The sequence below is a fragment of the Kocuria sp. LUK genome (genome assembly GCF_021012935.1).
GTDB classification, from domain to species: Bacteria; Actinomycetota; Actinomycetes; order Actinomycetales; family Micrococcaceae; genus Kocuria; species Kocuria flava.
The window spans coordinates 18,137-30,232 of the sequence record NZ_JAJMZI010000005.1 but is presented as its reverse complement, the minus strand read 5'-3'; the positions used below and the strand labels follow the sequence as shown (position 1 = coordinate 30,232).

General features: G+C 75.9%; 12 protein-coding genes. All 12 read left to right on the top strand.

The features are described from left to right. Positions 1–2 precede the first annotated feature (2 nt). The 12 genes from ftsY (at position 3) to LQU92_RS10055 (ending at position 12,044) form a co-directional block, all read left to right on the top strand. Positions 3–1,136 (top strand): signal recognition particle-docking protein FtsY, encoded by a 1,134-nt coding sequence (gene ftsY / locus LQU92_RS10110; protein WP_230780461.1) that lies wholly within the window; start codon positions 3–5, stop codon positions 1,134–1,136. Positions 1,137–1,363: 227 nt separating this feature from the next. Next, the gene (locus LQU92_RS10105; RefSeq protein WP_230780842.1) at positions 1,364–2,728 is read left to right on the top strand and encodes an ammonium transporter; all 1,365 of its coding nucleotides are present in this window, start codon (positions 1,364–1,366) and stop codon (positions 2,726–2,728) included. A 49-nt stretch (positions 2,729–2,777) separates the two neighbouring features. Next, positions 2,778–3,116 (top strand): P-II family nitrogen regulator, encoded by a 339-nt coding sequence (locus LQU92_RS10100; protein ID WP_058859091.1) that lies wholly within the window; start codon positions 2,778–2,780, stop codon positions 3,114–3,116. 204 nt (positions 3,117–3,320) lie between these two features. After that, positions 3,321–4,910: a signal recognition particle protein gene (gene ffh, locus LQU92_RS10095; RefSeq protein WP_101852130.1), complete on the top strand. Its 1,590-nt coding sequence runs from the start codon at positions 3,321–3,323 to the stop codon at positions 4,908–4,910. A 7-nt stretch (positions 4,911–4,917) separates the two neighbouring features. After that, entirely contained in the window at positions 4,918–5,403 is a 486-nt protein-coding gene (locus LQU92_RS10090; protein ID WP_230780459.1) for an NUDIX hydrolase, read from the top strand. A gap of 61 nt (positions 5,404–5,464) precedes the next feature. Further along, complete coding sequence (locus tag LQU92_RS10085; RefSeq protein ID WP_230780456.1) at positions 5,465–6,730, top strand: hypothetical protein; 1,266 nt, start codon at positions 5,465–5,467, stop codon at positions 6,728–6,730. A 72-nt stretch (positions 6,731–6,802) separates the two neighbouring features. Then, positions 6,803–8,254: a sensor histidine kinase gene (locus LQU92_RS10080; protein ID WP_230780453.1), complete on the top strand. Its 1,452-nt coding sequence runs from the start codon at positions 6,803–6,805 to the stop codon at positions 8,252–8,254. Continuing rightward, the gene (locus LQU92_RS10075; RefSeq protein ID WP_230780451.1) at positions 8,251–8,928 is read left to right on the top strand and encodes a response regulator transcription factor; all 678 of its coding nucleotides are present in this window, start codon (positions 8,251–8,253) and stop codon (positions 8,926–8,928) included. Before LQU92_RS10080 ends, LQU92_RS10075 begins: the two co-directional genes overlap by 4 nt. A gap of 151 nt (positions 8,929–9,079) precedes the next feature. After that, a complete protein-coding gene (locus LQU92_RS10070; RefSeq protein ID WP_230780448.1) occupies positions 9,080–10,021 on the top strand; it encodes an ABC transporter ATP-binding protein in 942 nt (313 codons plus the stop codon). Further along, positions 10,018–11,199: an ABC transporter permease gene (locus LQU92_RS10065; RefSeq protein ID WP_230780445.1), complete on the top strand. Its 1,182-nt coding sequence runs from the start codon at positions 10,018–10,020 to the stop codon at positions 11,197–11,199. Before LQU92_RS10070 ends, LQU92_RS10065 begins: the two co-directional genes overlap by 4 nt. 171 nt (positions 11,200–11,370) lie before the next feature. Continuing rightward, positions 11,371–11,796 (top strand): 30S ribosomal protein S16, encoded by a 426-nt coding sequence (gene rpsP, locus LQU92_RS10060; RefSeq protein ID WP_058859084.1) that lies wholly within the window; start codon positions 11,371–11,373, stop codon positions 11,794–11,796. 2 nt (positions 11,797–11,798) lie between these two features. Then, positions 11,799–12,044, top strand: coding sequence for an RNA-binding protein (locus tag LQU92_RS10055; protein ID WP_101852136.1), 246 nt, complete (start codon positions 11,799–11,801; stop codon positions 12,042–12,044). Positions 12,045–12,096: the final 52 nt, after the last annotated feature.

Below are 12,096 nucleotides of genomic sequence, written 5' to 3'. Positions count from 1 at the left end.
GCGTGGAATCGATACCCGTCATCGCGTACGTGCTCGTCGCCGTGGTGGTGCTCGGCCTGCTGGGCCTCGTGCTGCTGCGCGGGCCCAGGGCTCCCCGCGGCGGCTACCCCTCGACCCGGGACCCGGACGACCCCGTGCAGGCCCCCGGGGACCTGCGCCCCGGCACCGCGCAGGCCCCGCCGGAGGAGCCCGCCCCGCGGCTGGAGCGGCCCGAGTCCGCCGCCTCCCGCATGGCCCGGCTGCGCGGGCGGCTGGCGCGGTCCAACTCCGTGTTCGGCAAGGGCCTGCTCGCCCTGCTCTCCCGCGACCGGATCGACCAGGACGTCTGGGACGAGATCGAGGAGACGCTGCTGCTGGCCGACCTCGGCACCGACGCCACGACGGAGCTCGTCGAGGCGCTCCAGCGCCGGGTGCGCGTCGAGGGCACGAACGACCCCGCCCACGTCAAGGCCATGCTGCGCGAGGAGCTCGTGCGCCTCGTGGACCCCGCCGCGGACCGCTCCCTGGCCGTGGACCGGAAGGGGCCGCTGCCCGCCGTCGTGCTCGTGGTCGGCGTCAACGGCGTGGGCAAGACCACGACGGTCGGCAAGCTCGCCCGCGTGCTCGTGGCCGAGGACAAGGACGTCCTGCTCGGGGCCGCGGACACGTTCCGCGCCGCCGCCGCCGACCAGCTGGCCACCTGGGGCGCCCGGGTGGGCGTGCCCACGGTCCGCTCCGACGTCGAGGGCGCCGACCCCGCCTCCGTCGCCCACGACGCCGTCTCGGCCGGCATCGAGCAGGAGGCCGACGTCGTGCTCGTGGACACCGCCGGGCGGCTGCAGAACAAGGCCGGGCTGATGGACCAGCTCGGCAAGATCAAGCGCGTCGTCGAGAAGGCCGCCGCCGTCGACGAGGTGCTGCTCGTGCTCGACGCCACCACCGGGCAGAACGGCCTGACCCAGGCCCGGGTCTTCGCCGAGGCGGTGCACATCACCGGGATCGTGCTGACCAAGCTCGACGGCACGGCCAAGGGCGGGATCGTCGTCGCGATCCAGCGCAGCCTCGGCGTGCCCGTCAAGCTCATCGGCCTGGGGGAGGGCCCCGACGACCTCGCCCCGTTCGAGCCCGAGGCCTTCGTGGACGCCCTGCTCGACTGAGCCCGTCCCCACGAGGGCCCACAGGAACGCCTCGCGCCCGCCGCACTTCACGGACCCGTAACCGTGGCGGCGGGCGCGAAACATGTCCGCAACGGCCCGCGGGCGTGCCCGAAACATCTCTTGCCGAGACTCGTAGCGACGGTGAGCGCCGACCGGCCCCGCAGCAGGGGGACGGGCCGGCGGCGCCGGACCCGCAACGCAACGGACTCGAGAAAGAGGTGCAGATCGTGGACATCACCGCTGGACACGTGTGGACGATCGTCGCGGCCGCCCTGGTCTTCTTCATGACCCCCGGGCTGGCCCTGTTCTACGGCGGCATGACCCGCGCCAAGGGCGTGCTGAACATGATGATGATGAGCTTCATCGCGATCGGCATGGTCTCGGTCGTGTGGGTGCTGTGGGGCTACTCCATGAGCGGCGGGGACCCGCTGCTCGGCGGGCTCACCGCCAGCCCGGTGCCCTCCTTCGCCCTGGGCGACCTCATGGGCACCGACGGGCTGCTGGGCGCCGCCTACGGCGGGACCTTCGCCATCATCACCGTGGCGCTGATCTCCGGCGCCATCGCCGACCGCGCCCGCTTCGGCGCCTGGGCCCTGTTCGTGCCCGTGTGGACCACCCTCGTCTACGCCCCGCTGGCCTTCATGGTCTGGGGCGGGGGGCTGCTCACCGAGGACGGGGCCATCGGCGCGGCCCTGGGCGAGGCCATCGACTTCGCCGGCGGGCTCGTGGTGCACATCAACGCCGGCGTGGCCGCGCTCGTGCTCATCGCCGTCGTCGGCGCCCGGCAGGGCTTCGGCAAGGACCCCGGGCAGCGCCCGCACAACCTCCCGCTCGTGATGCTGGGTGCCGCGATCCTGTGGTTCGGCTGGTTCGGCTTCAACGCGGGGGCCGCGGCCACCGCCGAGCAGGCCGGGCTGATCTGGGTCAACACGCTGGTCGCCCCCGCCGCCGCGATGCTCGCCTGGCTGCTCACCGAGCGCGTGCGCGACGGCCACCCCACCTCCCTGGGCGCCGCCTCCGGCGCGGTCGCCGGCCTCGTGGCCATCACCCCGGCCTGCGCCAACGTCTCCCCGGTGTGGGCGATCGGCATCGGCGTGCTGGCCGGCACCGCCTCCGCGCTCGCCGTCGGGCTGAAGTACCGGCTGCGGATGGACGACTCCCTCGACGTCATCGGCGTGCACCTGGTCTCCGGCGTCGTCGGGACCGTGGCCCTGGGCTTCGTGGCGCTGCCCTCCGAGGGCACCGCCGGGCTGTTCTACGGCGGCGGCCCCGGCCTGCTGCTGACCCAGGTGGTGGCCGTGCTCGTCTCGGTCGTCTACTGCGCCGTCCTGACCCTGCTCGTCGCCGTCGCGATCGACCGGACCGTGGGCTTCCGCATCCCGCCGCGCGACGAGATCGACGGCATCGACATCACCCAGCACGCCGAGACCGGGTACTCCTTCGCCGGCGACGCCACGGGCTCCTTCACCCCGGGCCGCCACGCCGCGGCGGCCCCGCCCGCCGCCCCGGAGGCACCGGAGGCACCGGAGGCCCCGGCGGGCGCGGCCCCGGAGACCGCCCCCGCCGCCCGCTCCGAGCGGGTGCCGGGCTGAGCCCGCGCCCGCCCCGCCCCGACCCACCACCTGCGAGAAAGGCCCTCCCATGAAGCTCGTCACCGCGATCGTGCGCCCGGACAAGTTCAAGGACATCAAGTCCGCCCTCGAGTCCTACGGCGTCCAGGGCATGACCGTCCAGAACGTCTACGGCTACGGCCAGCAGCGCGGCCACACCGAGGTCTACCGGGGCGCCGAGTACACGGTGGACCTGCTCGAGAAGGTGCGCCTGGAGATCCTCGTCGACGACCACCAGGCCACCGACATCGTCGACGTCATCGTCTCCTCGGCCAACACCGGCCGCGCCGGCGACGGCAAGGTGTGGGTCCTCGACGTCGCCGAGGCCGTGCGCGTGCGCACCGGCGAGCGGGACGAGACCGCCCTGTAGGACGGGCCCGCCCCGGGCGGCGGGCGGCAGCCGCGCGGCGCACCGGCGCCCTCCCCGCGGGGAGGGCGCCGGTGCGCCGCGCAGGACGGGCCCCGCGTTGGTACCCTGGACTACCGACCCGATGCCTTCGGGCCGGCGCCGCGCCCCGCAGTGCACCCCCGCGGCGCCCCGGCCGCCTCCCTCGACGAAAGCAGCTTTCGACCCGTGTTCAATTCACTGTCCGACCGGTTGACCGCCACCTTCAAGAACCTCAAGGGCAAGGGCCGCCTGTCCGAGGCGGACGTCGACGCGACCGTGCGGGAGATCCGCCGGGCGCTGCTCGACGCCGACGTCGCCGTGCCGGTCGTGCGCGAGTTCACCGCCGCGGTCAAGCAGCGCGCCCTCGGCGCGGAGGTCTCCGAGGCCCTCAACCCGGGCCAGCAGGTCGTGAAGATCGTCAACGAGGAGCTCCAGGGCATCCTCGGCGGGCAGACCCGCCGGATCCGCATGGCCAAGACCGGTCCGACCGTCATCATGCTCGCCGGCCTCCAGGGCGCCGGCAAGACGACGCTGGCCGGCAAGCTCGGCAAGTGGCTCAAGGGCCAGGGCCACCGCCCGCTGCTCGTGGCCTCGGACCTGCAGCGGCCCAACGCCGTGACCCAGCTGAAGGTCGTGGGCGAGCGGGCCGGGGTGCCCGTGTTCGCCCCGCACCCCGGCACCACCTCCGAGTTCGACGACCCCACGGGCGACCCCGTCCAGGTGGCCCGCGACGGCGTGGCCCAGGCCCGCGCCCGCCTGCACGACGTGGTCATCGTCGACACCGCCGGGCGCCTCGGCATCGACGAGGCGCTCATGGCCCAGGCCCGCGACATCCGCGACGCGGTGCAGCCCGACGAGGTGCTCTTCGTCATCGACGCGATGATCGGCCAGGACGCGGTCAACACCGCCCAGGCCTTCAACGAGGGCGTGGACTTCACCGGCGTGGTCCTGTCCAAGCTCGACGGCGACGCCCGCGGCGGCGCGGCCCTGTCCGTGGCCTCCGTGACCGGCAAGCCCATCATGTTCGCCTCCACCGGCGAGAACGTCGACGACTTCGAGCAGTTCCACCCCGACCGGATGGCCTCGCGCATCCTGGACATGGGCGACGTCCTGACGCTGATCGAGCAGGCCGAGCAGCAGTGGGACCGGGCCGAGGCCGAGAAGATGGCCCGGAAGTTCACCGACCAGGAGGACTTCACCTTCGAGGACTTCCTCGCGCAGATGCAGCAGCTGCGCAAGATGGGCTCGATGAAGAAGATGCTCATGATGATGCCCGGCGCCGCCGGGATGCGCGAGCAGCTGGAGAACTTCGACGAGCGCGAGATCGACCGCGTCGAGGCGATCGTGCGCTCCATGACCCCGCACGAGCGGGTCGCGCCGAGGATCATCAACGGCTCCCGCCGCGCCCGCATCGCCCGCGGCTCCGGCGTCACCGTCTCCGAGGTGAACCAGCTGATGGAGCGCTTCGCGCAGGCGCAGAAGATGATGAAGCGCCTGGCCCAGGGCAAGGGCGTGCCCGGCATGCCCGCGGGGATCCCCGGGATGCCCGGCGCCGCCGGGGGCGGGGCGAAGAAGGGCAAGGGCAAGGCCGCGGCCAAGAAGAAGGGCGGCTCCCGCTCCGGCAACCCCGCCAAGCGGGCCCAGGAGAACGCGGCCCTCGAGCAGCAGCGCAAGCAGAAGGCCCCCGTCGGCTCGTCCTTCGGCGCCGCGCAGCAGGAGCCGGACCCCGCCGACCTGAACCTGCCCAAGGGCTTCGAAAAGTTCCTGGGGAAGTGACCCGGCCGTGAGCTCCTACCTCTCCGAGACCGAGCTGAGGAAGTTCGTCGACTCCCTGCCCACCCGCCGGCTGGCCGCCGAGGCGCTGATCCGCGACCCCGAGGGCCGCGTGCTCATCGTCGAGCCCAACTACAAGCCCGACTGGACCGTGCCCGGCGGCACCGTCGAGGCGGGGGAGGACCCCCGCACCGGCTGCTTCCGGGAGGTCGCCGAGGAGGTCGGGCTCGACCTGCCGCCGGGCCGGCTGCTCGTGGTCGCCCACGGCGTGGCCATGGGGGTGTGGGGGGACTCCGTGTCCTTCGTCTACGACGGCGGCACGATCGCCGCCGACACCCCCCTGCGGATCCAGGAGGAGGAGCTGCTGAGCCACCGCTGGGCGGCCCCCGAGGAGCTCGACCGCTGGCTGCGCCCGGGGCTGGCCCTGCGGCTGCGCCGGGCGCTCGACGCCCTGCGCGAGGGCACGGTCGTGGAGACCGTCAACGGGGACGGCTGAGCCCCGGCCCCCGGCGGCGGGCGCCGCCGGGGCGGCCCGGGCGACGGCGTAGCATGGCACCATGACCTCTCTGCCCGCCGACGACGTCGCCTCCCCGACCTCCGCGTGGGACCTGGCCCCCGCCACGGTGCCGCACCCGGAGGGCGCCGACGCCCCCGCCGCGGACGCGGTCGCCCGGATCGTGGCCGGCCACCGCCTCATCGGCGCCCTCGCCGAGGGCCCCGGGGCGCTGCAGCTGATGTTCCTCGCCGACGCCGGGGGCCGCCTGGCCCGGGCCGCCGAGGACGGGACCGTGGAGCCCGGGTGCACCCTCGACGAGCTCTCCGCCGACCTCGCCCGGCAGACCGGGCGCGGACTGCAGCCCGAGCACCCCGGCCTGCGCCGGGTGCTGCTGGTGCGCCTCGACGCCCCGGAGCTGCCCGTGCTCGCCGCCCTGTCCCAGACGGGGTTCACCGCCGTCTCCCGGCACGGCTGGTCCGTGGTCGTCTTCGACGACGAGGTCGACTACTGGGCCGTGCGCACGGGCCTGGGGGAGCCCGCCGTCGTGCTCTCCTCCGACGGCGCCACCCGCTCGGCGGAGGTCCTGCTCGCCGGGGAGGACCCCGCCGACGTGACGGACCTGGAGGCCGCCGACGCCGTGTGCGCCCTGGAGTGGGGGCCGGAGTGGCGCCCTGCCGGCGGGCCCGCAGGGACCGGCCGCGACACCCCGGCCGCCCGCTTCCAGGACGACCTCGTGCGCCTGTGCGCCGCGGGGACCTCGGAGCTGCAGGTCGAGTCCGTCGCCTCCGTCTTCGACCTCGACCCGGCCGAGACCAACCGGCTGCGCAACTACGTGGCCGGGGACTCGACCGAGCTCGTCCTGGAGTCGGTGCTGCAGCTGCTGGGCCTGCCGGTGCTCGCCGCGAAGGTCGTCGAGGGCCGCCGCGAGCTGGCCGAGCTCGAGGACGCCGAGCACTACGCGCCCACCGGGGTCGGGCCCGCCGTGCTGCGGGCGATGACCATCGCCCCCACCGGGGACGGGCTGCTCGACCGCTGCCGGCGCGCCCTCGTCCACCGGCCCGGGCTCGTGCTCGCGGTCGCCGGGGCCGAGACGGCCGTCGGGGTCGGGCTCGCCGGGGCCGCGCGCCGCGGCGGGGCCGGGGCTCGCGTGCTCGGGACCCTCTCGGCCGCGCTGCTGGCCGACGCCGCCGCGGAGGGCGCCTGGTGGGCGGCGCTGCGGGCGGCCCGCCGCGAGCGGGCCCGCGCCGCCGGGCCCGCCGACCCGGGGCCCGCGCCCCGCCCGTCGGCGGCGCGCACGGGCCTGCGCCGCTTCTTCGGCCTGGACTAGCGCCCGCGGGAGCCCGCGGGCTCCGCCCCGCGGCGGAGTCCCGTGCGCGCCGGCGCCCGGTACCGTGGTGGGGTGCTGCATCCCCCACCCGTCGCGGAGCCCGCCCGGCGGCCCGCCGCCGAGGACGCCGCCCCGGTCCGGCGCCTGCCCTGGCCGGAGCGCGTCACCGCCTGGCTCAACGATCCCGAGGACCCGTACTGGCGCCGGCCCGCGCCCACGGCGGCCCAGCAGCGCCGCGACGTCCTCGCCGCGCTCGGCCTGCTCGGCGTCGCCCTGCTGATGTCCGTGCTCATGCACAGCTACGCCGGTCTCGCGGAGGGCGACGAGCCCTGGCGCTACTACCTGAGCACCGCGCTGATCGTGGTCCCCCTGGCCGTGCGGCGGCGCCACCCCGTGCCGGTGGTGATCGCCTCATCGGCACTGTTCCTCGGGCTGACCTACGCCAGTCCCACGGCGGCGCTGACGCTGAGCTTCCAGGGGGCCTACTTCGCGGCCCTCTACGCGGCGGTCGCCTGGTCGCGCGACCGCCAGGCCCTGTGGGTGGCGATGTCGGTGGTGGTCGGGACCATGGGCCTGTGGCTGCTCGGGGCCTTCACGGTCACCAACGCCTACGCCGAGTTCCTGGACGGCCTCGGCGAGGTCGAGGGTCCGCTGCCGCAGCTGCCCGCCTACGCCGCCTCGACCCTGCTCGTCAACGCCGCCTACTTCGGCGGGGCCGTCCTCGCCGGACGGGCCTCCTGGCGGGCCGCCCTGCAGCAGCACCGGCGCACGGCCCAGGCCCGGCGGATCCGCGAGCAGTCCGCCGAGATCGCCCGCCGCGCCGTGGTCGACGAGCGGATGCGCATCGCCCGGGAGCTGCACGACGTGGTCGCCCACCACGTCTCCGTGATCGGCATCCAGGCCGGGGCCGCGCGCAAGGTCCTCGGCCGCGACCCGGAGGCGGCCACGGGGGCGCTGCGCACCATCGAGGAGTCCTCCCGCACGGCCGTGGGGGAGATGCGCCAGCTGCTGGGCGTGCTGCGCGCCGAGGACGAGGACTCCGGGGACGCGGCCGGGCGCGGGCCCGAGCCCGGCCTGGGGGAGATCGCCGACCTCGCCCGCCACCACGCCGCGCACGGGCCGGCCGTCGAGCTGCGCACCGTCGAGGCCGTCCCGGGGGACCTCGCCCGCGTCCCGCAGGGGCTCGCGCTGTCCGTCTACCGGTGCGCCCAGGAGTCCCTGGCCAACGTCCTGCGCCACTCCACGGCCGGGACCGTCTCGCTGGCCCTGCGCACCGGGCGCGGCCCGGACGGGCCCTGGCTCGAGCTCGAGGTGCTCGACGACGGCGGCCCCCGCGGCGGCACCGCCGGCACCGGCTTCGGCCTGCAGGGGCTGCGGGAGCGCGTGCGGCTGCACGGCGGCGAGGCCGAGATCGGCCCGCGGTCCGGGCGCCCGGGGTGGCGGGTGCGCGTGCGCTGCCCCCTGCCCCCGGCCGGCCCGCCCGCGCCGGCGCCCGGACCGGACGTGGGAGGATCGGAGGCATGATCCGCGTCCTGCTCGCCGACGACCACGCCCTCGTCCGCTCCGGCTTCGCCATGGTCCTCTCCGTCGAGGACGACATCGAGGTCGTCGCCCAGGCCGCCGACGGCGCGCAGGCCGTGGCCGCGGCCCACGCCCACGACGTCGACGTCGCCCTGCTGGACGTGCAGATGCCCGGCACGGACGGCATCGAGGCGACCCGCCGGATCGTGGGCACGGGCTGCGCGAAGGTCGTGATCGTGACGACCTTCGACCGGGAGGACTACCTCTTCGACGCCCTCGCGGCCGGGGCCAGCGGGTTCCTGCTGAAGAACGCGGACCCCGACGACCTCGTCGAGGCCGTGCGCGCCGTCGCCGGCGGGCACGCGCTGCTCGCGCCCGAGGCGACCCTGCGGGTGATCCGGGCGCTGACGGCCGCCCCGCCGCCGGCTGCGGCGGCACCTGCCGGGCCCGTCCCGGCCGACCCCGGGCAGCGCCGCGCCGCCGCGTCCCTGACCGAGCGCGAGCACGAGGTGCTGGGGCTCGTCGCCGAGGGGCTGTCCAACGCGGAGATCGCCCAGCGGCTGTTCCTGGGCCCGGCCACGGTCAAGACGCACGTGTCCAACATCCTCGCCAAGACGGGCTCCCGCGACCGCGTCCAGGCCGTCGTCTTCGCCCACCGCGCCGGCCTGGCCGGCTGAGCGGCCTCCGCCCCGCGGCGGAGACCCCGCCCCGGCCGCGCCCCGGGATCCGCCCCGGTGGGGACGCCCCGGCGCCCCGCCCTCCGTAGGCTGGGGAGGAGCCCCCCGGCACCCGCGGGCGGGCGCCACCGGCCGAGAGGAGCACGGGCCCATGAGCGCCGGCACCCGCCCCGCGGCGACCACCCTCCGCTTCCGCGCCCGCCCCGCCGGCCACGTCCTCGAGGCGCGCGGGCTGAGCCGCGCCTTCGGGGGCCGCACGGTGGTCGAGGACGTCTCCTTCCGCGTCGAGCCCGGCCGGATGACCGGCTTCGTCGGCGCCAACGGGGCGGGCAAGACCACGACCATGCGGATGCTGACGGGCGTGCTGCGCACCACCGCCGGGGAGGTCCTGTGGGACGGCCGGCCCGTCACCGCCGCCGACCGCGCGGGCTTCGGGTACATGCCCGAGGAGCGGGGCCTCTACCCCCGCCAGCCGGTGCTCGACCAGCTGTGCTACCTCGGCCGGCTGCACGGGATGGACCGGCGGGCGGCCCTGGCCGAGGCCCGGCGGCTGCTCGAGCGCCTCGACCTGGCCGGACGGGAGCGGGACCCGCTGGGCACCCTGTCCCTCGGCAACCAGCAGCGGGTGCAGATCGCCGCCGCCCTGCTGCACGGGCCCACGGCGCTCGTGCTGGACGAGCCGTTCTCCGGGCTGGACCCCGTGGCCGTGGACGCCATGACCGGGCTGCTGCGCGAGCGGCTGGAGCAGGGGGTGCCGGTGCTGTTCTCGAGCCACCAGCTCGACCTCGTCGACCGGCTGTGCGACTCCCTCGTCGTCCTCTCCGCCGGCCGGGTCCTGGCCGCCGGCACGGTCGAGGACCTGCGCCGCGCCGGTCCGCGCCGGCACCGGCTGCGCTGCGAGCAGGACGCCGGGTGGGTGCGGGGGCTGCGCGGGGTGCGCGCCGTCGACGTCGACGGCCCCGACGCGGTCCTCGAGCTCGACGACGACGACGCCCGCCGCCGGCTCCTGCGGGCGGCCGTCGAGCGCGGCCTGGTAGAGTTCGCCGAGATCGTCCCCGGCCTCGCCGACGTCTACCGGGAGGTGACCCGGTGAGCCCCCGCCCGCCGCTGCCGCGCCCCTGGTGGGTCGTCGCGACCCGGGAGCTGTCCGTGCGCCTGCGCGACCGCTCCTTCCTGGTCTCCACGGCCGTCACGGTGCTGCTCGTGGCCGGCTCGATCGCCGCCTCGGCCCTGCTCGGCGGGCGCGCCGCCGAGCACGTGCTCGCCACCGCCGCCCCCGAGGCCGGGCCCGTGGCCGCCCGCGCCGCCGCCGTGCTCGCCGAGGAGGGCGAGGACACCCTCACCGTGCACTCCGCGCACTCCCCGGACGCGGCCCGCGCCGCCGTGGCCGGGCAGACCGCCGACGCCGCGCTGCTGCGCGGGCTCGACGGGTGGACCGTGGTCGGCCGGGACGGCGTCGACCCCGCCCTGGCCCGCGCCCTCGAGGAGGCCGTGGCCGAGACCGTCCTCGCCGCGAACGCCCGGGCGGCCGGCACCAGCGCCGAGGAGCTCACCGCCGGGACCGAGGTGCGCACCGAGCTGCTCGACGGCGGGCAGGACCGCGGCCCCGCCCGGCTCGTGCTCGGCCTCGTCTTCGCGTTCCTGTTCTACCTGGCGGCGGTCCTCTTCGGCACCGCCATCGCCAACTCCGTGCTCGAGGAGAAGCAGAACCGCGTCGTGGAGATCCTCGCCACCGCCGTGCCCGTCCGGCACCTGCTCCACGGCAAGGTCCTCGGCAGCTGCCTGCTCGCCCTCGGGCAGCTCGGCCTCTACGCCGCCGTCGGCCTCGTGGGCGTCAACGCCGCCGGCGCCGCCGCCGACGTCGGCTGGGCCCTGGCCGCCTCCGGCTGGTTCGTGGCGTTCTTCCTGGCCGGCTTCGCCGCCCAGGCCTGCGTCTGGGCGGTGCTCGGCGCGCTGGCCGCCCGCCCGGAGGACCTCCAGTCCAGCTCGGGGCCGGTGCTGACCGTGCTCGTCGGCGCCCTCGTCCTGGGCCTCTACGCCGAGGGGCCGTGGCTGACGGCCGCGTCCTTCGTGCCGGTGGTCTCCTCGGTGGCGATGCCCGTCCGCCTCCTCGCCGGCGACGTCCCCTGGTGGCAGCCCGCGCTCGCCCTGGCCCTGGCCCTCGCCGCGGCCCGGGGCCTGCTGCTCCTGGGGGAGCGGATCTACCGGCGCGCCGTCCTCCAGGGCGGGCGCGCCCTCGGGTGGCGCGAGGCCGCACGCCTCGAGCAGTGAGCGCGGCGGGCCGCGGACTTGACGCCGTCTGGCATACTGGACGGGTACTCGATGCGTGCGGTCCCTCTCGCCGCACGTTTCTCGTGTCCACAGAGCCCCTGCGACCGGCCCGCCCCACGGGAGCGGAACCAGACGGCTCGCCCCATCCACGAACCAGGAGAGTCCACACCAGTGGCAGTCAAGATCCGTCTCAAGCGCATGGGCAAGATGCGCGACCCCCGTTACCGCGTCGTCGTCGTCGACTCCCGCAAGAAGCGCGACGGCCGTGTCATCGAGGAGATCGGCAAGTACCACCCGACCGAGCACCCCTCCTACATCGAGGTCGTCTCCGAGCGGGCCCAGTACTGGCTCGGCGTCGGCGCCCAGCCCTCGGAGTCCGTGGCCGCGATCCTGAAGGTCACCGGCGACTGGCAGAAGTTCAAGGGCGAGGAGGGCGCCGAGGGCACCCTGAAGCAGCCCGAGGCCAAGCCCGAGTTCACCGCCCCGGACAAGGGCTCCGTGATCGTCCCCGAGGCCATCACCCCCAAGGCCGAGAAGGCCGAGGCCCCCGCCGGCTCCGACGACGCCCCCGCGGCTGACGCCGAGAAGGCCGAGTAGTCGTGCTCGCCGACGCGTTGGAGCACCTCGTCCGCGGGATCGTGGACAGCCCCGATGACGTCGACGTCCGTCTCAAGAGCGGGCGCCGGGCCGAGACCCTCGAGGTCCGGGTCCACCCCGACGACCTCGGCCGGGTCATCGGCCGCCAGGGCCGCACCGCCAAGGCGCTGCGCACCGTGATCGGCGCGCTCGCCGACGGCGGACCGGTCCGGATCGACGTCGTCGACACCGACCGCCGCACCCGCTGAGGCGGGTCCGGGCCGGCCCCGCCCCCACGGTCCCCGCATCCCCCGGATGCGG